The sequence below is a fragment of the Spiroplasma taiwanense CT-1 genome (assembly GCF_000439435.1).
Lineage (GTDB): Bacteria > Bacillota_I > Bacilli_A > Mycoplasmatales > Mycoplasmataceae > Spiroplasma_A > Spiroplasma_A taiwanense.
On the sequence record NC_021846.1, the window covers coordinates 957827 to 982109 of the forward strand.

The window sequence follows — 24283 nt, forward strand, 5'->3', positions numbered from 1 at the left end:
GACCTAAACTGTTTTCATCAGTTGGTTTTTATTTAACAACAGTTTGATTTATATCAATAGATTGAGTTTTTATATATTTATATAAATAAATAGAAATGGGAATGAATGCAGATATTAATAAAATTAGTAAAAAAAATATCTTAAGTATTTTTTCTTTTTCTAAATAAATTCAATTATTTTAACTTTATTATTAATACCAATTTTTATTAATTCATCAATATTATATTCAATTACTACATTATTAAAAAGCTTTTCTGAAAAATTTAAATTGTTTATTTTATAACTATCTATATATTTATCTGATACAGAATAATTAATATTAATTAAATTTGAATTATAATTTATTTTTCTATTAAAAATAACATTTCCTTTATTTAGAGGGTTAAATAAAATTCCTTTAACTCCATTTAAACTTTCTTTTACAACATTTTTTGTATGAGAATATTCCGTTTGAGTTATGGATGAAACTTCATAATTTACATTTTTTATTAAAACTTGATCTTCGATTTTTTTAAGTGCATAATATTTTTTCGCTTCACTATTTAATATAATTGATGGTTCAGATTCAAAATTGATTGTTTGATTTAAACCTTTTATATATAAATTAAGAAAAGTTGAAAATTTTTTGCCAAATAATTTTTCGTCTGTAGTTTCTCATTTTTTATACTTTGTTTGAATTATAACTTTTGGATCTATTAGATTTATTTCCTTTTTAACAAAAGTAAAGTCAATTTTTTCTCTTAAAATATTATAATAAAATAAATTTTGAGTTTGATTAAAGTCATTTTGAAAAACTCCAAATATTTTATTTCCTATTTCTAATCCATATTGATCAGAGTTTTTTGTATACTCCGTAATATTATTTCTATTTATTTCAATTAACCCAGTTGTTGTATGATCTTTCAATTTATTACCAATAATATTGTAGCTAGCAGTGTATAAGATTTTTAATTCATTATATGGTTCAATCATTTGAGCAGAAATTTTTAATTAATATATTTTATATTCTAGAATAATTAAAACGTCATATTTTTATATTTTAATAGTTTCAGTTCCATTTACTGTTTTCATATAAAATTTGATTGCACCACTTTTTAAAGTTACATTGGTTTTAAATGGAAAAATACTTGAGTTTTGAATTTCTTTAAAATAGTCAAAACCATTTTTTCTTGATAAATTTGGTCTAACAAATAATCTAAAATATTCTTTCTTATTTAAAGTTACCTTATCATTTATGAAAATGACATCCAAATTTAATTTATAATTATCAACCTCACTGACCTTTAAAGAATCTTTTATATTGAAATTATCCTTAAGGACAATTTCATTTTGCATACTAATATCAACTATATTTATCACCTCATAGTAAATATCGACAAAAAAAGAAAATAAAAAAACTTATTAAAAATAAGTTTAATTTCTTTAATGGGGCGTATAAAGGGAATTGAACCCTCGAGTGCCGGAACCACAATCCGGAGCGTTAACCACTTCGCCATATACGCCATGTTGTGTTAAGCACTCTAATATTATACTAAAAAAAATAATTTTGAAATAAAAAATATTAATATTTAATTGTTAAAAAACTTTGTGATATTTTACTTCACAAAGTTTTTTTTGTATTTTTTTAAGAAACTGTTAAAATTTCTGGTTTTTCAAGTATTTCTTTTACTTTTGCTAAAAACCTTCCCGCTTCTGCTGCATCAATTATTCTTTGATCAACAGTTAAACTAATATTCATAATTGCTTTAATTGCCAATTTCTCATTTTCAACAACTACAGGTTTTTTTACAATCTTTCCAACACCAATTACAGATGCATTGGGATAAAAAATTGTGGGTGTTGCTTGAATTGCTCCAATATTTCCATAATTTGCAATTGTAATAGTACTTCCCTCTGTTTCATAGTTATAAATTTCACCAGCTCTTAATCTTTGAGTCATTTCTCTAATATCCATTGCAACTTCCTTAATAGATAATTTTTCCACAAATTTTAAAACTGGTATTATTAATCCTTCACTTGTTTCAGTTGCCAAACCGATATTGTGATATTTTTTAATTATAACTTCATTGGTTTCAGGGTCATAACTAGAATTTAATTTTGGGTAACTTTCAAGTGCTATTGATATAGCTTTTGAAATAAATGAAATTGTTGTGAATTTTATATGATTTTGAGTTTGTTTTAACATATGTTTTAATTTTAAAATTGAACTCATATCAATTTCTGTTGAAATTGTTAATGGAGGAATATAATTTTGACTTAAAATCATTGATTTAACAGCAGCATTTCTATTCTTATTAATCTTTTCTCTTTTTACAATTTTATTTTCATCACTTGATTCAAAATTTAAATAACCAATTGTTGTATCAGGACTAACCTTTTCAAAATTTACTTTCTTCAAATCATTTTCAAACTTTAAATTTTCTTTTTTATCTAACTCCAAATTTAATTCTTCTTTTAATTCTTCTTCTTTTTGTTTTAATAATTCTTTATATTTCTCTAATTCTTTTTCTTTTAAATTAAGTTTCAACTGTTTTTGATTATCCAAATCTCTTTTAATTTTTTCTTCTAAAATTTTTTGTTGTATTAATTCTTTTTCTAACAATTCTTTCTCCAATGAATCATGTTGTTTTCATAATGATGATTTAATTTCAAGTTCTTTTAAAAGTTGATTTTCCTTTTGCTCTTTTAGTGTTTTTTCTAATAATTCTTTTGCAAAATAGTTTATTTCGTCTTTTATAGTACTTTTTAATTCTCCAACACTTGGTTCTCTTTTTGGATTAATATTTTGCATCATAGTTTGCATTAACATATATTGCATCATTTGACCAAAAGTATCTGTTCCAGCATTAAAATTAGAACTTTGGTTTAATTTTGATGTTGCTTGATTTAATTGATTTTGCTCTTTTAATGTTTTTTGCAAATCATTAATTTGCTCTTTTAAATATTTTATTGTCTCCATTGCAATATCTGCATTTGCAATTTCTTTTAATTCTTTATCTTGCTTCAAAATTTCATCTCTTATTTCTTTTTTAACTGATTTAGAAGTTTTTTGTGCTAATTTTTTTTCTTCTTGAATATTTTCTTCCTCAAGTGAATCAACTTCCATGCTATCATCATTATTTTTTTTAAAGCTTCTGGTTTTTAATAATTCTTGAGTTTCTTCTTCAATTTGTTTATCATTATTATACTCAGTATATAATTCTGATTCTCTTAATCAACTTTCAAATTCCTTTTTACCTTTTGGTGTTTCATTATATGGAACGTATTGAATTTTTCCAGTAGTTACATTTTGATAAGGAACTTCACGCAAAAATTCATCCGGAACTCCTCCTCTTTCTAGTGCTTTATAAAATAAAGAATTATGATCCTCTTCAATACCTCTTTCAACTGCTTTTCTTCTTTCATTAAGAAAATTTTTCTCATCTCTTGTTTTCATAATATCTCAACGTTTTTTATTATCATATAAATTTGAAAGTCTTGAATCTGCATATGTCTTATTTTTTTTATCATTTATTTCATTCATTATTTGTAATGGTTTCTTTTTTGGAAAAGTAAATCCACTATAAGGGCTTAAATCATTTTCATCAATAACTATTGAGTCATCATCATCGCTATATTTTGCAAATGAATTTGAATAATCTTTTTTATTAGTTCAATTTTTTTCTTTCATATCTTCCATCCCTTCATCCTTGATCTCTTCAAATTTTTTTTGACTATCAAGTATTGCATTTTGTTTTGTAGCAATTATATCTCTTTCAAGTACGCTCGGATCTCCATTTGCTTGATTTAATTTTTCAATTCTTGATTGAATAATGTTTCTCATTATCAGTGGTCTACCCTTTTCATCAGTTTTTGACATTGCATTTATTTCTTGATCTGCTTCTTCAATTTCTTTAAAATTATTTTCCTCTAGTAGTTTTTCTTTTCTTGCTTGAACTAGTTGTCTAAATTTGCTTATTCCACTTGAATTTTCTTTAGAAAATAAATTTGCTCCATCATTTTCAGTTACTGGTTTATTTACTAATTTTTCTATTTCTTCTTCTGAAAGATTACCTGTATTTTTTAGTTGTGGAGCATTTTTAATTGATTCTTTAATGTTTGCTCTCATTTGAGCAAATCTATCTTCTGAATTTGTTAAATCTCCCATTTCTATATCCCTCTTTTCTTGATCTTCAAAGTTTTGAGTTGAATCTATAATATCATCTCTTGTTGATGAAAAAAGAGTTTTAGCTTGATTATATCTATCATACAAAACAGCTCCTGAAAATGAATCAGCACCTGTTTCCACTTCTTGAAAAGTTTTCTGACTATTTTTAGAAATAAAAACATCATCTTGAGTAAGCTCATCTGAACCTATTCTTTTAATTTTAATCCTTTTAAATTTGGCAATTTCTTTATCTCCAATTGCAATATTTGCAATAATACTTCCATTTTTGATTGCAGTATTTAATTGAATAGTTTTTGTAATTACACCATTATAGTTTGATTTAATTTTTAAATTTGAACCATCCTCTAATTCTACTAGAGCAAAGTCTTCTCCAAATGATATTTTATCTCCCTTAAAAAGTCACTCTTTTAAAATACCCTTTGTAGGCAAGTTTCTAGCTCTTAAATGTACCATCTGCAATCACCTCATTATTTTATATCATCTATTATTATATAAAAAATAAAGGTAAATTAACACCTTTATTAGTCAACATATTTAGATTTAGTTACGATTACACCATTTTTAACTAATTTTTTATATCTCTCAGCTTCTCTTAAATTTTCTTTAATTATAAACCTATCTTTATAATTTACAGAAGCAATAAGTCTTTTAATCTCACTTTTTCTGGTTTTTCTATTTATGACATTTTGTTTTAAATATGCTCTTCTAATTTTTTCTTCTAAATCTTTTTTCTTTCTTCATTTTTTTAATTCAAGTATTTTCAAATCTTTTGGCAAATTTTCAATTGTTTTTTTAAAAACTTTAAATTTAGATTTTTTATGAATTTTTTCTTTTTTGAATTCATTTTTAAATTTAATTTGATTAAATTTTCTATTTTTATTTCTATAGTCATGCTCCTCTTTTGTTATTAGTTTTCCATTAATATCATGCCATTTATAAAACTTATCGTTATTGAAATTTAAGTAGAAAAATTGAAATGAAATAACTAATGTTGTAATTCCAATAAATGCCATAATAAATGTAAACACTAATAAAGTCATAGAAGTATCCATATTTGATTCATAAATTTTTCCATTAGCACTTAAAGTATAATTATGAATATTTAAAAACCAATATGGATATCACATTTGACTAGTAAAATGAACATTATTTTTTATAACACCACTAGTTGAATTTCAGACATTTGTTCAAAAATCTGAATTTGGATTTGAATAGATGTAATTATAAAAATCAGGTGAAAAAATATCAAATCTAATTTCTCCTCTTATCATTACAAAAATTAAATATGCAAATGGATAGAAACAAGTAAGGGGTAATGCAAATTTTGAATACTTTCTTTTTGAGTGATAACAGTCACCACAAGAAACTAAAAAATAGCCAATCATAATTGAAGGTATAAGTAAATGAAGTACAATTGTAGATATTCAATTTGCCTTATTATATGTACCAATTTCATTTGCTGAAGCTAACAAACCAAATCAGAATACAATCATAGTCAATGTTATATAGACTGTCATTGCCAATTCAATACCAAATGCAGGTTTTGTATTATAAATTTTTTTCATAAATAGAGCAACTACCAAATAAATTACAACTGCATAATTTGATTGAGTTGTAAAATATGCATAATAAATGCTAAATCTTTCCATTAATGGAATACCTAATAAATTTCTTTTTGGAATATAGATTTGTAATAAAAAATCAAAAATCAAAAAAAATACTAATGCTATTAATACCATTAATTTTATTGAAAACTCTAAATTCTTGTTTATTTTCAAATATCTCACCCTAACTCTAATTATTAAGATTTATTATATCAAAAAAAGTAACCCCAAAAATAGGGTTACTTTTAAAAATAGTTTAAATTTTTAAAATAAAAATCTTTTTATTTTAAAAATTTAATAGTTTCTTTACAAATCATTAATTCCTCATTTGTTCTAATTTTGTAAACAGGTATTTTAGATAAAGGTGATGAAATTTCCAAATAATCATCATATTTACTATTATTTTTTTGGTCTTCTATTGATAAATTTAATAAGTTACACTTATTTACAACCATTTTTCTTATAATTGATGAATTTTCACCAATTCCTGCTGTAAATACTATTGCATCAATTTTCTCATTAATTTGATTTGTAAATTTTACAATAAAATCAGCAACTATTTGAGAATACATTTCCATTGCAAGTTTTGCTCTTTTTTCTCCCTTATTTGCTTTTTCTGAAATATCTCTCATATCACTTCCTACACCACTTATTCCATGTAATCCTGATTGCTTATTTAATTCATCTGTAATTTCAAAAATATCTTTATTCAATTCTTTTCCAACGTATTGAAGAATTGAAGGATCAATATCACCACTTCTTGTTCCCATCATTAAACCTGCTAATGGAGTTAATCCCATTGTTGTATTATATGATTTTCCATTTTTAATACCGCAAATACTTGCCCCATTACCTAAATGACATACTATTAAATTTAAATTATCTTTATTTTTTGAAAAAATTTCTTGTGCCTTTACAGTTATATAATCATAACTAATTCCGTGAAACCCATATTTTCTTACTTTTAAATCTTCAAATCAATTATAGGGTACAGGATACATATAACTAATTTCGGGCATTGTTTGGTGGAAAGAAGTATCAAAACAACCTACTAATTTTGCATCACTTAAGTTTTCCTCAAAAGCATTAATTGAGGTAAGCGCTCCTGGATTATGTAATGGTGCTAATCTAATATTTTCCTCTATTGTTTTTTTAATATCTTTTGTAAGTTCTACTGTATTTACAATGTTTTCACCACCATGTACAATTCTAAAACCAATGCCTTTAATGTCTTCTGGTTTAGAAATTACTTTTAATTCAGTAAATCTTTTTAAAATTGATTTAACTGCATCTAAATGATTTTCCATTTTATCTTCATAAGTATTTTTAATTCCATTAAGTTCAATTGTCAATTTTCCATCAACCGAAATTCTTTCTGCTAAACCTTCTACTTGTGAAATTGGATTTTGCTTATCTTCTATTGAAAAAAGTTTAAATTTTATTGAACTACTACCTGCATTTACAACTAATATCATTATTTCTGTTCCTCACTTGTCATTGCTGAAAAAATTGTTACTATTGATGTTTGAAAAATATCTTCTAAAGTTGCTCCTCTAGAAAGATCATTTACTGGTTTATTTAAACCCAAAATAAATGGTCCTGCTGCTTGAAAACCTCCAAGTCTTTGAGCAATTTTATACCCGATATTTCCTGCATTTAAATCAGGAAATACAAATACATCAGGTGATACTTTTGTAATTTTTGAATTTGGATATTTTTTATCTCTCACGCTCTTATCAAAAGCAGTATCAAATTGCATTTCTCCATCAAACAAAATATTATCATATGTTTTTGAATTTAAATTTTTTAATGCATTTTGAACTTTATCTACTGAGGGACCCATTCCACTTCCAATAGATGAGTAGCTTAAAAGTGCCACTTGAACATTTTTTTCATTTAAATTTTTTGCAAAACTTGCAGCCATTGATGCAATTTCTGCAAGTTGTTCTGAATTTGGGTCTACATTAAAAGCACAGTCTGTAAATACATAACTTTCACTTTCTCTTGACATTAAAAATACTGATGACGCAATTGAATAATTTGGATTTGTTTTAATAATTTGTAATGCAGGTCTTAAAGTATCTGCAGTTGTATATTCTAATCCACAAACCATTGCATCAGCCAAATTTAACTTCATCATCATTACACCAAAATAATTTCTTTGTTCAATTAATTTTTTTGCATCACTTTCGTTTAATTTTCCTTTTCGTACTTCCAAAATTTTATCGAGCATTTTTGATTTATCAAAATCACTAATTGAAATTGCTTCAATATTTGAATTTAAATTTTGAGGTATTTCATCTTTTGAATTAAACAGTAAGATAACTTTGGCTAAATCTTTTTCCACTAACATTTTAGCATTTTCTAAAATCTTCTCTTGTTTTCCTTCAGCAAAAACAATAGTTATTTTTTTACTTGATTCTTTAATTTTATTTTCTAATTCTTTTATTGTTCACATTAATTTTTTCCATCCTTTTTATAATTTTCTATTTCTTTTAAAAAAGTTGATGATACTTTTCTACTTCCTAGATCGGAAATAAAAAAAACAGTTTCTAATTCTGGATATATCAATTTGTTTCCATCATATAATTGTATTTCATAATCTAAAGTATCAATATCTCTAATTCCCCTAATTAAATAATTTATATTTCTTTCTTTTGCAAAATCAGCTGTAAGCTGATTTATATTTAAAGCAATCTTTTTATTGTTGATATTTTTAGTCATTTTTTCAATTAAATCTACTCTTGCTTGCAAATCTGGTTCAAGGTCCTTATTAATATTTTTAGTTACTACAATGATAATCTCATCAAAAAGTTTAGATGCTTTTTTTAAAATATTTAAATGACCCTCATGAAAAGGATTAAAGCTCCCTGGATAGATAGCTCTTTTCATACTTCCTCCTTTATTGACTATGTATATATTTTATAATTTTTTTATGGAAAAATTTTTTTTATTAAATTTTTTATGTAAAATGATAATGTTTAGGGAGTGATAATAATGAAAATATTATTAATTGATGTTGGCAATACAACAATTGATTTTAGAATTTGAGATAAAGAAAAAAATAGTATTGAAAAAATAATTAGACCATTAACAAACGACCCAACTTTTAAAAGGTCAAATGCATTGAAAAATTATTTTTTTGAAAATAATATTAAATTTAATGAAATTGTATATGTTTCAGTTGTTCCAGAATGAAATGATATTTTAAGAGCTTTTGCAGCTAGTATGAAAGTTACAATTTATAATATTAGACAAGATTTTATAATTAATAATTCCTTATTTAAGCTTGACAATATTAGCTCATTGGGAGCAGATTTTATTGCAAATTTTTATGCTGTTCTTCCAAATAATTCAAAACTTGCTGTAATTTCAATGGGAACTGCTTCAACAATAACTTTAATTGAAGATAACTATCTATTAGGTACTATAATTTGTCCAGGTATTGGTTCATCTTTAAAGGGTTTAATATCAAATGCAGCGCTACTTGCTGATTTTGAATATGAAAAATCTGACAAAGAAATTGGAAAAAATACTGTCGATTCAATAAATATTGGGACATATAATAGTCATTACTTAATGCTTAAAGCTATAGTAAGAGAACTAAAAGTTAATAACGTTATTTTTACTGGAGGATATAGCAACCTTTTTAAAGAAGAAATTAAAAGAGATAATTTTATCTTTAAAGAGGACTTAATTTTCAGAGGTTTAATTGCTTTATACAACATCAAAATAGAATCATTATAAAAGAAAAAAATGAGTTAAATACTCATTTTTTTCTTTTATATTATATTTAATAAGCAGTTTTAAACTATTGAATTGCTTCTTTTGCTACACTAAATACCTCTTTTAATTGATTACATGAATTTGTAAGCCCTGCTAATTCTTCTTTTGATAAATTTCATTCAATAATTTGCTCAATTCCATTTGCTCCTACAATACAAGGAACACTTATATAAAGATCTGAGTTTCCATATTGTCCTGATAAATAAGCTCCAACCATTAATGATGATTTTTCATCATTTAAAACTGATTTAACAATTCTTGTTAAACAAGCCCCAATCCCATAAAATGTTGCCCTTTTTTTCTCTATTATTTTATATGCCATATGAACAGCTTCAGATTTAACTTCATCTAATTCTTGTTTAGTAATTTTACCCTCATCTAAATATTCTTGAATTGTTTTTCCCATAACAACTGATCTACTTCAAATTGCCACTGATGAATCCCCATGTTCTCCTAAAAGATAAGCTTTTACAGATCTTGGATTAACTTTTAATTTTTCTCCCAATAATTTTCTTAATCTTGAAGAATCTAAAGTTGTTCCTGAAGAAATAACTTTGGAATTATCAAATCCTGTAACTACTTGATAAACATGTGTAAGTACATCAACAGGATTTGATGCAATAACTGTTATTCCATTAAATCCAGAATTTTTTATTTCAGTTGCAATTCCTTTCATTATTCTTGCATTATCTGCAACCATTTCTAATCTAGTTTCTCCTGGTTTTTGAGGTCTACCCGCTGTTATAACAATAACATCAGCATCCTTACAATCTGAATATTCTCCAACTTTAATACTACTAAATGGATTTGGCAATACAGCATGTGCATCAGTTAAATCCATTACATTTCCTTCAGCAACATCTCTAAATACGTCGATTAAAACATAATTTTGTGCTAATCCTTGATTAATAGCTGAGTATATGAAACTAGTTCCTACAGCTCCACAACCAACTAAAACTACTTTTTTACCGTTAATCATAATTTTAAATCTCCTATTCTACAAAAAAATATTAACACATATATAAAACCAATATTGTTAAAAAAATTCTGCAAAAATTTTTCATAAAAGAAAATTTTTTAAAAAATAAAAAAACACCCATAAATGGGTGTCATATGCGCATATGATAATATATTAACGTTTTGAGAATTGTGGTGCTCTACGTGCTCCATAAAGTCCATATTTTTTACGTTCTTTAACACGAGCATCACGAGTTAATAAACCTTTTGTTCTTAATTCAGGTTTGTAATCTTTGCTTGCTTCCAATAAAGCTCTTGCAATTCCAAGGCGTGCAGCTCCTGCTTGCCCTGTGAAACCTCCACCTTTAACAGTTATTTTAATTGAAAAGTCTGCTTTTGTTCCTGTTGCTTCTAAAGGTTGTTCCATATCTTGAACTAAAGTTGCATATGGAAAAAACTCTAAAGCTGGTTTTCCATTAACAATAATTTCACCTTGTCCTGGAGTTAAAATTACTTGAGCTACTGAAGATTTTCTTCTTCCAGTACCTCTATACATAACAGTGTTCTTTTTAGTAGCCATTATTTATTTTCTCCTTTTTTAGTGTTTATTAACAATAATTCTGGATTTTGTGCTTGATGTGGGTGCTCAGCACCTGCATAAACATGCAATGCACGATATTGATTTGATCCTTGTACATTTTTTGGCAACATTAATCTAACAGCCCTTTCAATAATTCTTTCAGGGAACAATTTACGTTGTGTTTGAACGTTTCTTGATTTTAATCCCCCTGGATGCATTGAGTGGTGGTAATAGTTTTTATCAGCTTCTTTTTTTCCTGATAAAACTACTTTTTCTGCATTAATTACAATAACATGATCTCCATTATTTATATGTGGAGTGAATGTAGGTTTATGTTTTCCTCTTAAAATGATAGCAATTTCTGTAGATATTCTACCCAAAGTTGCTCCATTTGCGTCAACTACATATCATTTTTTAGAAATATCTGCTGTTTTAATAAGTGTAGTTTGTTTCATGTGCTTTTTCTCCTTCGCTTCCGGGGCTTGTGAGTAAGCAAATATATTATACAATATTTTTATTAATATTAGGAAAAATAAAAAAGTAGTTAATTAAAACTACTTTTAAGATTAATCGTTTATTTTTAAAGCTTCTAGAGGGTTTATTTTTTGAATATTTGCTCATCCTGCTAGAAAACTTAGAGTATATACTCCTAAAATAATCAAAAAGACACTAACTGGTATTCATCATACAAATGAAACTGGTAATACTCAAACTGTTGTTAAAGCAAGTAAATCAATTGCTCAAACAAATATAAATCACCCAGTTATGAATCCAATTATAAATGTAAATATAATTGGTAATACATACATACCTAAAATTTGTCTTACAATATATTTATTTGAATAACCAAGTATTTTCATTGTTGCAATAAATTCCTTATTCTCATAAATAATTAACCCTGTTGTAAGAAGAATAATTGTTATTGAAACAATTAATGCAATTACCATAAACATTATCATAGTCATATTAACAATTTCTGTAATTTGGCCTAAAATTTGTCTAGTTTTTTCTAAAGGCATCATTGTTGATAATGAACCAATTCCTAAACCTTCAACATATTCACTGATAGTTCCATCATCTTTATTAGCTGAGTATGTTCCATTTAACCCTCTTGAACTATAATCACCAAATCTTTGAGAAGTTGAAAATCCTTTAGTTAAATCTAGAAATTCTTGATTTGGTGAATTTTTATAATTAAATACAGGATATAAATTATTAAATAAATCATTAATTTTATTTAATTCTTCTTGATTTTCCCCACTATTTAGTTTTTCAAAAAAATTATCATAATCAGTAATATTATCTATAATTGTTGGATCACCACCAATTGCACTTTTTAATTCTGGCAATTTTGCTCATTCTTTCATAAAATAGTTTTCAAAATATCATTTAATAATTTTATCATAGCTCATAATTTTATTTGCATTTTGATTTAAAACTCAACCTTGGGCTTTTCCATATCCCTTTTGAATTCCAACAATTTTAAATTTGTTAGAACTATCTTTATTTTGAAAAATATAAGTTTCTCCACCTAAAACACTCTGATGAATTTGAGTAGTATTTGTTGAAGAAGATGCATTTGACCCTGATATACTTTTATTTCCATATTTAATTGAATTAACATCTCCAAAAATTGGATTATCAACAAAACTTTTTCCACTACTTGAATAGTAAGTTCTACTTGATTGTGATCGATATTCTTCAAAAGCAACTTGATTATTTTTTGAAAAATTATCATCCAAATTCAATACTTCATCATTTTGAATAACTTCATCCTTAATAACTTCTAAGTTAATAACATCATCAACTTTATAACCACTTTTTGTTGCAAGCGTCTCATTGATAATTATTGGAATCAAATTATCTTCTTCAATATTATTTTCATATAAATTTTGATTTAATTTTTCTCCTGTTTCCGAACGTAAGTCTAATAAATTTGTATCTGGATTTATTCCATAAATTTTTGCACTTTCTAAAATTTTTTTTCTATTTTGAAAATTTATATTAAAAAATGTCCCTATTTCTTCTGTATTCGGATCATAAGGTACTAAATTAAATGAAATATTGTATTTTTCATTATTTTCGTATGCTGTTTTTATATATTGTTGGACAAAATATGGTGCTCTTGAATATGCTGTTTCTAATATTACAGCCCCTAATCTATTTTGAAATGTTGCTGTATATCACATTATCAATGCTTGATTTAATTCTAAGACTTTATTTTGATCTTCGATTTCTTCAATTGAAATGTTTTTAATATCAATACCATAAAAATCTATTTCCGCCATTTTTGTTTTTTCATTTAATATTGGTTTAAAATTTTGATTTTCTTCTGAAATAAGATCTTCAATATTTCCATTTAATCATAATTTTTTAACTATTTCTGTTTTAAACATAGAATCAATTGTTTTTCCAGAATCTCATTTTCAGTCTAATCAATTTTCTTCCTTTTGAGTAAAACTTGGATTAAATTGTAAAGAAATACCTGATGTATATTTTTTATAAAATCATAATAAGGAATTTGCCAGCTCTTTTTCTGTTTGTACAGATTGTATTTCTGTTTTAAAAAGACCATAATCAATTCATTGATTTAATAAAGTGGCTAGTCCAATATTATTTATAATATTATCCTCCATATAAACTTTATCTAAATTCTTTAAAAAATCGATTGATAAATTTTTTCAGTTTAGATAACTCATAACACTTCATGGTTCAGGGCCACCATTGTGTTCTTCTTGATCTCCATAAATATCATATGTATAAAATTGAGAATTAATATCTCCATTAATAATTTGATTAATTATTTTTTCCACATCAATTTCAGTAGTTGTTCCATTATTAATGACTGGTGCAGCTGTTTTTCCCGTAACTTTCTTTTCACCACTATATGTTTGAACATATTTTTCTTCATTATATCCTCAATCATCGTTTTCAAAATTAAGATTATATGTTCTATAAAATGATAATGGATTTGATGCAATTGGTTGAGTATATTCAATTTGGTTTTTGAAATTCAATCCATTAAAAGTTTCTGTCATATTATCTTTTAAAACTTTTGGAGCAACTATTGTTGTTGTAAGCATAATTGTTCCTAAAAACATTGTTATTGAAACTCCAAATAATTTTCCTAAAGAAGTAGTTAAAAGAGCAGTTCTTAATTTTGAATTAAAATTACCTCTTGAAAATCCCCTTTTAATAGCTAAACCAAATTTTGAAATACCTCTATCTGCATTTCCTTTTAATAGGTTAAGTGTACTATTTTTAATTGTATAATATGCCATTATAATTGCTGTTATTGTTAATATTAATCAAATAGCAATTATTGATACAATTAATGAAATTACTTCAAAAGTAAATCCTGTAAAAGCTATATTAAAGTATTTTGAAAAAACACCAACTATTGTACCTCCAATAAAAATTGAAATAATATATCCTAATATAGAACCAATTATAGCAACAATTAAAGGAGCTGCAATAAAGTTATTTACAATTTCACGTTTTTTATAACCAAGAGATTTTAAACAACCAATTTGTCTTTTCATATTATCAATTTGTTTTCTTGTTATTAAAATAATTGTAAATAATGAAATTACTAAAATAATTATTAATAGTAAAGTTGCTGCAATATTGTAAGCATTTATAACTGATTTAAATGTAAGAGTTCTTGAGTGAAATCTATAATTTTGATCATCACTTTTAAAAAAGAAAGTAATTTCTTTTTTAATTTTTCCATAATATTTAAAATCAGTATTTAAATTTTCAATTTGCTCTTCTGTAATATTAGATGAATTAAATTTTAATGAGTAATATGTTTCTTTATCAGAATCAGAAGAAACTACAATTACGGAGTTTCTATTATCAAAATTGTAAATATTATCATTAGAATAATTTTGCTCATAAAGAGACAATCCAAATAATTGAGGGTCAATATACATTATTGCTTCAGTATCAACATTTGGAATTACAGTTGTGCTATCAATTATTGGAGTCACAAAATCAGATGAAGATCCAAATCCTATTACTTTGAATCAATTCATTCCTGAATATTCAGAATTTTCAATATCATAAAAGGATTCTCAACTCTCCATTTTTTCTGCAATATTTTTATCACTTTTAACAAGTAATTGATCTCCATATTGATCCTTTTGAACACGAATTATATCCCCAACAGATAATTTATTTGCTAATGCAAATGATTCCCCAACAATTATTTCCCTTTTTGATTTTTCTTTTTCAGCTGAAAAATTTTCTCCTTTTGATACAACCAGTTTATCCACTGCTTTTTTATCATTTTGATTTGTTTTTGCCAAAATTTTAATAACTAAAGAGCTATTCGCCATTTTTATATCAGAAAATGTTCTAGCTTCAGTTCTTGATCAATTAAATTTATAATTTTGCGCCATTTTATTTAAAACTCATTGTTGATAAACTTCTTGACTTTCAATATTTAAGTTAAATTCATCAGGTTTTTCAAGTCTCGTTGTAGTTTGATCAATATCCATAACAACATTTCGAACATTTGAGTTAGTATTTAAGTATTCATAGGCATCAATTACTCTTGTAGAAGTTGAAGAAAGCAACGAAGTTATCATTGAAACTAACATTACTAAAGATGATAATCCTATTAATTGAGATGGGCTACGTCAGGCAGTTTTGAATGCATTTTTTAAAAGCAATCTTATTCCTCTCATATTATTCTCCTCTATTTTTTATAATAATATTTTCCTATAAAATTCAAAAAAAAATTTATATTTGATTTAAAAAAATCTTTCAAAAAAAAAAATCTTATTGCGAATATGTTTTATCCTTTTTAATAAGATATTTTTTTCAAGTCAGCTAGTAATTAACTGTTATAATTTAACTTTCCCTTATTTACCAATGGTATTATTCAAAAAAGATAAAGCTATAACAAGAATTTACGAATTTGGTGTATATAAGTTCTAAAATAACTGACTTATTATTATAATAAACTATTTTTTACTAATAATCTATTTTTTTTAAAGTTAAACCCTCAGGATTTGCAATAAATGGAAGTTTTTGCCTCTTTAATTCTAAAGTATCTTTAATATCTTTTAAAGTTATCTTATCTCTTGAATAAGCTAAACAAGCTCCCATAATCATTCTAATTTGATATCTTATAAATCCTTTTGCTTGAAAAGTTATGTTTAGTTTATTTTTAAATGTTTCTAAATTCAAAAAATCAATTGTTCTTATTGTTTCAATCATTTCTAATTCTTGTTTTTTAAGCCCTGAAAAATTCAAAAAATTATGTTTTCCTATAAATAAATCTAAGGCTTCTTTTAATTTAAAAACATTTATTTCATAATTTGCAAAAAAATAAAATCTATTCTCAAAAACATTTGTTTCTTTTAACTTAATTACATAAATATAAGTTTTTTTTCTACAATTTCTAACTCTAAAATCCTTATTTATCTCTTTTATTTTTTTTATTGTAATACCTAAAGGTAATGTTTTATTTAAAGCAGATAAAAAACCTAAAATATTAGGTTTAAAATTTAATTCAACTCATGCTTTTTGATCTTTTGCATGTACTCCTGAATCAGTTTTAGAAGCACCAACAATTCTAAATTTAGAATTTCTTGCAACTTTTGAAATTGCTTTTTCAATTTCTCCTTGAATAGTCGGTTGATTTTTTTGTTTTGCTCATCCATAAAAGTCTGTTCCATCATATTCAATTGTAAATAAATAGTAATTCATCAAATTTTATACTTTTAAAATTGCATCAATTCTAGGTATTTGAATATTATGTAAAGTTGGAATATATGGATAACAATATAATGTAACTATTACTGCCATGCATATTGTAAAAATAATAACATCTAAAAATCTAAATTTCACTTGTCTATATCTTGTTCTTTTTGCATGTGGATCATAACCTCTTGAATCCATTGCATAAGCTAAATCTTCTGCTTTTTGAAAAGCAGAAACAAGTAAAGGAATAATTAAAGAAGTTAGTGATTTAACTTTATCTTTTATTTTTCCATTATGAAAATCTATACCTCTTGAGGATTGTGCTTTCATAATTCTTCCTGCTTCATCAATCAAAGTGGGAATCATTCTTAATGCAATTGAAATAATTGTAGAAAAAATATAAACAGGAATTCCAATTAACTTTAAAGGTCATAATAGATCTTCAATTGCTAATGTTAACTCTAATGGTTGAGTTGTCCCTGTTAAAATTGTTGTTAGAGTAATCATTAAGAAAATTCTAATTGACATATAAATAGCAGAATATGCTGCTTTTTCTGAAAAATAAAATATTTTTCAATTAAATACATAACCAAATCCTGCAACTTGTCCGTCAACCATATTTTCCATATTTGGTTTTAACATCAATACATTAATAATAATTAAAACAATAAATATAAATGTAATTGGAATAAAAAGTTTAATAAGCATTTTAAAGCTTAATCTACTAATTGAAAACATTGCAAAAATTAGTGAACCTGCAAGTATTTGTCCAGTAAAGCCTATTGGAAAAAATACAACAACAATTAATGCAATAATCATAAATAATTTTAATCTTGGATCCATTTTATGAATTATTGAATTATATGGCATATATCTACCAAAAACCATTCTCATATTATAATTCCTCCTTCTTATTTAAGTTTAGACTTAACTGCTTGAGCAAGTTCTTCAACTGTTCTAAATTCAATTTTTGTTATATCTAAGTCTTTTTCTTTTAATTTATGTGCTAATTTATATAATTTTGGTGGTTCAATTTCAATTTTTTCTAACAATTCCTTATTTGAAAAAATTTCAAAAGGAGTTCCAACAGATATTACTTTTCCCTTATGCATAACAATTACTTCATCTGCAATTTGTAAGACATGATCCATATTATGAGTAACTATAATAATTCTCTTACCTTTTTCTTTATTTAATTTATAAAATAAATTCATAAAATCTTCTTCACCTTGAGGGTCTAATCCTCCTGTTGGTTCATCAAGGACTAAAGTATTACCATCCATTGCAATTATTCCTGCAATAGCTACACGTCTTTTTTGACCACCACTTAAATCAAAAGGGCTTCTCTTTGCATAATCTTCTGGTAAGTCTACTGTTTTCAATAAATCACGAACTTTTGCTAAACTTTGTTCCTTATTTGCTCCTAAATTAATTGGTCCAAAAGCAATATCTTTTTCTATTGTATCTTGAAATAATTGATATTCTGGGAATTGAAAAACTAAGCCAACTTCTCTTCTTAAATCTTTAACTTCTTTAATTTTTTTAGTTGAAGCTGGTATTTGATATTCTCCAATTATTGTTCTTCCAGTTTCTGAAATTATTAAACCATTAGTTAACTGAATTAAAGTTGATTTTCCACTACCGGTCATTCCAATTACAGCTGTAATATTTCCTTCTTTTATTACTAAATTTGTACCATTTAGAGCACTAAATTCAAAAGGAGTATTTATACCATATGTATAGGATACATTTTCAAATTTAATTTCACCATCAAAGTTAAAATTTGGAGATTTAGCAATTGCCATTTTTCTTTTAAATTCTTTTTTTATGCTTTTATTTTGATCCTGTTGAGCGTCAAATCATTGTTTTACATCAGCCACTCTACTAGAAATATTTTTTTTGTCTTCTCTTCTAAAGTTTGCAATTTCCTTTTGATATTGTTTTTGATTTGAAGAATCACTTTTAATTATATTAATTATTTCTTTATGTTTAATTTTTCTTTTTTGAGCATCTTCTTTTTGTTTAATTGAAATCTCTTTAATATGTTCCTTATATTCTGCTTTTGCTGCCTTTTTCTTAACAATTAACTTTGCTTTTTGTTTTGGTGTAATTCTTTTTACTTTTGACATATATTATTCACCAACTCTTCTAAATCATTGCATCCTGAAATTTTTATTCCCACATTTTGCAATGCTTCTTCAACCTGTGCAATAAATGGGATATCTAAGTGTATTGATCTTAAAAATTTTTTATCATTTAAAATTTCTTTTGGGCTACCAAATTTTACTAATTCTCCCTTATTCATAACAATAACTTTATCAGCATTTAAAATTTCATCCATATCATGTGTTATTGAAAAAATAGTTTTTTCTCTTGTATTTTTTAATTCAACCATAATTTCTTTAACTTGTGTTTTACCTTTAGGATCTAACATACTTGTTGCTTCATCAAAAATTAAAATATCTGGAGATAAAGCTAAAGCAGAAGCAATTGCAACTCTTTGTTTTTGACCACCGCTTAACATTAAGGGTTCATGATCTAAAAATTCTTCCATTTTAACTTTTTTTGCAGCTTTTAAAATAATATCACTCATTTTGACTGGTTCTATTCTTCTATTTTCCAAACCAAATGCAATATCATCTCTTACAGTTGAACCAATAAATTGATTATCAGGATTTTGAAAAACTATTCCTAAAAATTTACGAATAATATTAATATTACTTCTTGTAACTTTGTTTCCATAAATTTCAATATTTCCCATTGTTGGTTGAAGAACACCAATGATTATTTTTGATAAAGTTGATTTTCCGCTTCCATTATGCCCAATAATTGCAACATAATCACCATGATTAACACTTACACTAACCCCATTAACTGCAAATGGATGATCATCTCTATATCTAAATTTAATGTCAGTTAATTTTAATGAAACATTATTTAATTTTGTTAGTTCTCCCCCAAGTCCTCTATCTTTTACTGCAACTTTTGATTCTTTATATAAAAAATGAGCAAATTGAAAATCTTCATATGACACTCAATATTCCTTTGAATTTTTTTTATAATTTTGTAAATTTTTTTCTGCAGTTTTTAAATTATTTAAAAAAGGTTGAATATTTGAAACTTGCTTAAAAGTTTTTTTTAAATCTCTATAATTAGTTTCTGCAGTTTTAACAAAATCTTTATCAACTTCACGTCTTGAAAATTTACTTCTTGCAATTATCATTTTTTGACTTGCATGAACTAATTTATCATTAAATTCATTTAATTGTAATTTAAAATTATTTAAATCTTCAGTTGTTAGTAAATTATTATTTGACATTATGACTTTCCCTTTCATATTGTAATGATTATATCAAATATTAGTTTTTATTGAGTTAAATTATAAAAAATATAAATACCTAAAAAAACTATCTAATTGTTTTACCTATTAATTATACATATAATAAAAAAAAATTATCTTTTTATTTATTAGATAATTTTTTAACTATAAATAAAAAAAACCTATAAATAGGTTTTAAACAAGTTCAATAATACACATTGGAGCATTATCTCCACGACGATTATCTAGCTTTAAAATTCTAGTATAACCACCATTTCTCTTATTGAATCTTTTTGCAATTGTTGTAAATAACTTTTGTAGGGCACTTTCCTTCTCAGAAGCATCAACATGTCTTAATCAAGCTGCTGCTTGTCTACGTGCATGTAAATCCCCTCTTTTTGCAAGTGTTACCATACTATCAAAGTGCTTTCTTAACTCTTTTGCTCTAGTTTCAGTAATTTCTAATTTCTCTGAAATAATCAGTTCTGTAGTTAAGTTTCTCATTAAAGCGACTCTTCAAGCTGTATTTTTTCCTCTTTTTTGAATATATGACATATCAAATTACACCTTTCTAGTCTTGTCTGAAAGTAAGTCCTAATTGAACTACTTTATCCTTAATTTCTTTTAATGATTTTCTACCCAAGTTTCTAATTTCTTGAATATCGTCTTCGCTACGTGAGACTAAGTCTCGTAGAGTATTTATATTCGCTCTTTTTAAACAATTTAAACTTCTCTGAGTAAAGTCCAAATCTTCAATTAAACGATCTAATTCTTTTTCATCTTCCTCATTAGTTGTACCAATTATATTTAATTCATTGATTTCATCATTTAAATTTACAAAGAATTGTAAATGTTCTACCAAAATTTTTGCTGCTGTTGCAACAGCATCACTTGCTGTTACAGTTCCGTCAGTTTCCACTTTTAAAATTAACTTTTCAAGGTCCACTGATTTTCCAATTTTTGTTGTATCAACATTATATGCAACTTTTACTATTGGAGAATAATTTGAATCTATTGTAATAGCATCTACTACTAATTTTTCTTTTTTATTATCTCTAAAAGTTCTATACCCTCTTGAGTTTTTTGCAAACATTGTTAAATCTAATATTCCCCCATCTGCAATTGTACAGATATGTAACTCTGGATTTAAAACATCAACTCCAGTAGGTAAATCAATATCTCCTGCAGTTACATCCCCAACTCTTGAAAGATTAATTTTTAATTCTACTACTTCTTCATCTTCAAAAATTTTTGTATCTATTTTTAGTGCTAATTTTTTTAAATTTAATATAATTCTACTAACATTTTCTACAATTCCTTCAATTGAAGTAAATTCATGCGCAGCACCAACAATTTTTATTGCATAAACTGCCGCACCTGGTGTTGATGATAGAAGTGTTCTTCTTAAAGCATTACCTAGTGTTGTTCCAAATCCTCTTTCCAAAGGTTCAACTTTGAATTCCCCATAATTTCTGTTTTTCTCTTCTTTTAATAATTTAAATTCAGGTTTTGCAAATTGTTTCATTTAAATTATTAACCTCTTGGTCTTTTTCTAGGACGAACTCCATTATGAGGGATTGGTGTTGTGTCTCTAATTGATGTTATTTCTAATCCGATACCTTGTAAACTTCTTACAGCAGCATCTCTTCCTGGACCTGGACCTTTAACTTCTACAGAAATTGTTTTAACTCCATGATCCATTGCTCCTTTACCAGCAGCTTCTGCTATTAATTGAGCAGCATATGGTGTTGATTTTTTGCTTCCTTTAAATCCTAAAGCTCCAGCACTTGATCAAGATAATACATTACCTTTTTCATCTGAAACAGTTACGATTGTGTTATTGAATGTTGAGTGAATATGAGCTACACCTTTAGCAATATTTTTTTTAACTTTTTTCTTATTATTTTGTTTTTGATTTGCCATAGTTTAAACTCCCTTAACTATTTTTTCTTGTTAGCTACAGTTTTTCTAGGACCTTTTCTTGTACGTGCATTTTGTTTTGTTGATTGTCCACGAACTGGTAGTCCTTTTCTGTGTCTCATTCCTCTGTAACATCCAATTTCCATTAAACGTTTAATATTTAATGCTGTTTCTCTTCTTAAATCTCCTTCAGTTTTGAATTTTGAGATTTCTTGTGAAATTGATTTAATATTATCTTCCGATAATTCCTTAACTCTAATTTCTTCGCTTACTTTTGCAGCCTCTAGAATTTTTTGTGAAGTTGATAAACCAATACCATAAATATAAGTTAGAGCAATAACTACTCTTTTTTCATTAGGTATTTCTACCCCATTTATACGAGCCATTATTTAGTTCCTTTCTAATAAGATTTAATTTATTAATATTAATAAAATTAACCTTGACGTTGTTTATGTTTTGGTTGTTCACAAATAATCATTACACGGCCTTTACGTCTAATTACACGACACTTGTCGCAAATTTTTTTGACAGATGATCTAACTTTCATCTTTATAACCTCCTGATTTTGTGTACTTTATATTTATGTTTAATTAAAATTACTATTTACCATTTTTAAAACGATAAGTAATTCTTCCACGTGTTGGATCATAAGGTGAAATTGCAACAGTGACTTTATCTCCTGGTAAGATGCGAATGTAATTCATTCGGATTTTACCAGACACGTGGGCGTCTATTACTATTTCATTTTCTAATTTCACCTTAAAAGTAGCATTTGGTAGAACTTCTGTAACTGTTCCATCCACCTCTAAATAATCTTCTTTTGCCATTATTTTGTCTCCTTTTTGGGTTTAAATAAAGTTAATATTTCTGGTTCTCCATTAGTGACCAAAATAGTGTGTTCAAAGTGAGAAGTCATGCTACTGTCTTGTGATGAAACTGTTCATTCATCATCACTAACCACAGTTTTATTAGTACCTATTTGAACCATTGGTTCAATACAAATTGTCATGCCTTCAACTAATCTCATTCCAGTATCTGCAATCCCAACATTAGGTATAAATGGATCTTCATGCATTTCTAATCCAATTCCGTGGCCTGAATAATCTATTGGCAAATGAAAACCATAATCTTCTATAAAAGTTTGAACAGTAGAAGATATAGTTCCAATGCGCACACCAGCTCTTACCTGTTCAATTGCCAAATAAAGTGACTTTTCTGTCACATCTATTAGTTTATCATATAATTTATCTTTTGAGTTACCACAAATGACAGTAAATGCAGCATCAGCATGGTATTTTTCAAAAATACACCCTGCATCAATTGATACAATGTCACCATCTTTTAAAATTCTGTTTTGTGGTATTCCATGAATTAATTGTTCGTTTATTGATATACAAACACTTGCAGGAAAACCATAATAACCTTTAAAATTACTGCTACAACCCTTTTCTTTAATAAAATTACTAAAATATTTATCTATTTCTAAGCAGTTTAATCCAACTTTTATCATTGATTTAATATTATATAGAGCTTCTCCAAGCACTTGACCAGCATATCTCATTTTTTCTATTTGTTCTGAATTTTTTATTGTAATTGCCATTAAATTTTTAATACTCCCAAAATTTTATTATAAACTTCTTCTGAAGATAAGTTATTTGCATTAATTATTTTCAATTTGTTTTCATAAAATTTAATTAGTGGCGCTGTTTGAGTATTATAAGCTTCTAATCTAATTTTAATTTTATCTTCTTGATCATCAGGTCTAGTAATTAAAGTACCATTATCAAAATCACAAAATCCATTTCTTATAGGTTTTCTATTTACTTTGTGATAACTTCTTTTGCAAATTGAACAAACTATTCTCCCTGTCAATCTTTCAAGTAATAATGACTCATCAATTTCTATGTAAATTACTAAATCTATTTTACTATTTAAAAGTAAAAGCATTTTATCTAATTGTTGTGCTTGATCATCAGTTCTTGGATATCCATCAAAAATTAAATTATCATGTTTTCGCTCTAAATATTCTTTAACCATTTCATTTGTTATTAAGTCTGGTACCAATAATCCTTGATTCATATACTTTTGTGCTTCTAATCCCAATTTTGTTTTATTTAAAATATTTGTTCTAAATAAATCACCTGTTGAAAGTTGTATAAAGTTTTTTTTATCACATAAAAATTCTGATTGCGTTCCTTTTCCACTTCCTGGTGCCCCTAATAGTATAATATTCATTT

At 25.8% G+C, this 24283-nt stretch carries 24 protein-coding genes and 1 tRNA gene; 1 reads left to right on the forward strand and 24 read right to left on the reverse strand.

The window, feature by feature from the left end; genetic code table 4:
- Positions 1-159: 159 nt before the first annotated feature.
- The 8 genes from STAIW_RS04840 to coaD all read right to left on the reverse strand — a co-directional run bounded on the left by STAIW_RS04840 (position 160) and on the right by coaD (position 8664).
- Positions 160-972, reverse strand: a complete 813-nt coding sequence (locus tag STAIW_RS04840) for a hypothetical protein (protein ID WP_020834710.1) — start codon at positions 970-972, stop codon at positions 160-162.
- A gap of 60 nt (positions 973-1032) precedes the next feature.
- Entirely contained in the window at positions 1033-1335 is a 303-nt protein-coding gene (locus STAIW_RS04845; protein WP_041618898.1) for a hypothetical protein, read from the reverse strand.
- 91 nt (positions 1336-1426) lie between these two features.
- Positions 1427-1502: transfer RNA gene (locus STAIW_RS04850), tRNA-His, on the reverse strand.
- A 122-nt stretch (positions 1503-1624) separates the two neighbouring features.
- On the reverse strand, positions 1625-4621 hold the full coding sequence (locus tag STAIW_RS05735) for a 2-oxo acid dehydrogenase subunit E2 (RefSeq protein ID WP_020834712.1): 2997 nt from the start codon (positions 4619-4621) through the stop codon (positions 1625-1627).
- 68 nt (positions 4622-4689) lie between these two features.
- Positions 4690-5946 (reverse strand): Pr6Pr family membrane protein, encoded by a 1257-nt coding sequence (locus tag STAIW_RS04860; protein WP_020834713.1) that lies wholly within the window; start codon positions 5944-5946, stop codon positions 4690-4692.
- A gap of 107 nt (positions 5947-6053) precedes the next feature.
- Positions 6054-7247, reverse strand: a complete 1194-nt coding sequence (locus tag STAIW_RS04865) for an acetate kinase (RefSeq protein WP_020834714.1) — start codon at positions 7245-7247, stop codon at positions 6054-6056.
- A complete protein-coding gene (gene pta, locus STAIW_RS04870) occupies positions 7247-8230 on the reverse strand; it encodes a phosphate acetyltransferase (protein ID WP_020834715.1) in 984 nt (327 codons plus the stop codon). The genes STAIW_RS04865 and pta overlap by 1 nt, the downstream gene beginning before the upstream one ends.
- A complete protein-coding gene (gene coaD / locus STAIW_RS04875; RefSeq protein ID WP_020834716.1) occupies positions 8230-8664 on the reverse strand; it encodes a pantetheine-phosphate adenylyltransferase in 435 nt (144 codons plus the stop codon). The genes pta and coaD overlap by 1 nt, the downstream gene beginning before the upstream one ends.
- A 105-nt stretch (positions 8665-8769) precedes the next feature.
- Between coaD and STAIW_RS04880 the strand changes: the two genes are divergently transcribed.
- The gene (locus tag STAIW_RS04880) at positions 8770-9519 is read left to right on the forward strand and encodes a type III pantothenate kinase (protein ID WP_020834717.1); all 750 of its coding nucleotides are present in this window, start codon (positions 8770-8772) and stop codon (positions 9517-9519) included.
- Positions 9520-9583: 64 nt separating this feature from the next.
- Here the strand turns inward: STAIW_RS04880 and STAIW_RS04885 are convergent, their stop codons facing one another.
- From STAIW_RS04885 to STAIW_RS04960, 16 genes are all read right to left on the reverse strand, one after another.
- A complete protein-coding gene (locus tag STAIW_RS04885; RefSeq protein ID WP_020834718.1) occupies positions 9584-10537 on the reverse strand; it encodes an L-lactate dehydrogenase in 954 nt (317 codons plus the stop codon).
- Between the two features lie 153 nt (positions 10538-10690).
- Positions 10691-11095, reverse strand: coding sequence for a 30S ribosomal protein S9 (gene rpsI / locus STAIW_RS04890; RefSeq protein ID WP_020834719.1), 405 nt, complete (start codon positions 11093-11095; stop codon positions 10691-10693).
- Positions 11095-11550 carry a 50S ribosomal protein L13 gene (gene rplM / locus STAIW_RS04895; protein WP_020834720.1) on the reverse strand — a complete coding sequence of 152 codons (456 nt, stop codon included), beginning with the start codon at positions 11548-11550 and terminating at the stop codon, positions 11095-11097. Before rplM ends, rpsI begins: the two co-directional genes overlap by 1 nt.
- A gap of 111 nt (positions 11551-11661) precedes the next feature.
- The gene (locus STAIW_RS04900) at positions 11662-15786 is read right to left on the reverse strand and encodes an ABC transporter permease (protein ID WP_020834721.1); all 4125 of its coding nucleotides are present in this window, start codon (positions 15784-15786) and stop codon (positions 11662-11664) included.
- 289 nt (positions 15787-16075) lie between these two features.
- Positions 16076-16813, reverse strand: coding sequence for a tRNA pseudouridine(38-40) synthase TruA (gene truA / locus STAIW_RS04905; protein WP_020834722.1), 738 nt, complete (start codon positions 16811-16813; stop codon positions 16076-16078).
- A gap of 6 nt (positions 16814-16819) precedes the next feature.
- Positions 16820-17701, reverse strand: a complete 882-nt coding sequence (locus tag STAIW_RS04910) for an energy-coupling factor transporter transmembrane component T family protein (protein ID WP_020834723.1) — start codon at positions 17699-17701, stop codon at positions 16820-16822.
- 17 nt (positions 17702-17718) lie between these two features.
- Positions 17719-18612, reverse strand: a complete 894-nt coding sequence (locus STAIW_RS04915) for an energy-coupling factor transporter ATPase (protein WP_041618997.1) — start codon at positions 18610-18612, stop codon at positions 17719-17721.
- Between the two features lie 311 nt (positions 18613-18923).
- Positions 18924-20126, reverse strand: a complete 1203-nt coding sequence (locus tag STAIW_RS04920) for an energy-coupling factor transporter ATPase (RefSeq protein WP_020834725.1) — start codon at positions 20124-20126, stop codon at positions 18924-18926.
- Positions 20127-20321: 195 nt separating this feature from the next.
- Positions 20322-20681, reverse strand: a complete 360-nt coding sequence (rplQ, locus tag STAIW_RS04925; RefSeq protein WP_020834726.1) for a 50S ribosomal protein L17 — start codon at positions 20679-20681, stop codon at positions 20322-20324.
- A 16-nt stretch (positions 20682-20697) separates the two neighbouring features.
- Positions 20698-21651 carry a DNA-directed RNA polymerase subunit alpha gene (locus STAIW_RS04930; protein WP_020834727.1) on the reverse strand — a complete coding sequence of 318 codons (954 nt, stop codon included), beginning with the start codon at positions 21649-21651 and terminating at the stop codon, positions 20698-20700.
- Positions 21652-21659: 8 nt separating this feature from the next.
- Complete coding sequence (rpsK, locus tag STAIW_RS04935) at positions 21660-22049, reverse strand: 30S ribosomal protein S11 (RefSeq protein ID WP_020834728.1); 390 nt, start codon at positions 22047-22049, stop codon at positions 21660-21662.
- Positions 22050-22066: 17 nt separating this feature from the next.
- The gene (gene rpsM, locus STAIW_RS04940) at positions 22067-22432 is read right to left on the reverse strand and encodes a 30S ribosomal protein S13 (protein WP_020834729.1); all 366 of its coding nucleotides are present in this window, start codon (positions 22430-22432) and stop codon (positions 22067-22069) included.
- Between the two features lie 47 nt (positions 22433-22479).
- Positions 22480-22593: a 50S ribosomal protein L36 gene (gene rpmJ / locus STAIW_RS04945; protein WP_020834730.1), complete on the reverse strand. Its 114-nt coding sequence runs from the start codon at positions 22591-22593 to the stop codon at positions 22480-22482.
- A 52-nt stretch (positions 22594-22645) separates the two neighbouring features.
- Positions 22646-22873, reverse strand: a complete 228-nt coding sequence (infA, locus tag STAIW_RS04950; protein ID WP_020834731.1) for a translation initiation factor IF-1 — start codon at positions 22871-22873, stop codon at positions 22646-22648.
- Complete coding sequence (gene map / locus STAIW_RS04955; RefSeq protein WP_020834732.1) at positions 22873-23646, reverse strand: type I methionyl aminopeptidase; 774 nt, start codon at positions 23644-23646, stop codon at positions 22873-22875. The genes infA and map overlap by 1 nt, the downstream gene beginning before the upstream one ends.
- Positions 23646-24281 carry an adenylate kinase gene (locus STAIW_RS04960; protein WP_020834733.1) on the reverse strand — a complete coding sequence of 212 codons (636 nt, stop codon included), beginning with the start codon at positions 24279-24281 and terminating at the stop codon, positions 23646-23648. The genes map and STAIW_RS04960 overlap by 1 nt, the downstream gene beginning before the upstream one ends.
- Between the last annotated feature and the right edge of the window lie 2 nt (positions 24282-24283).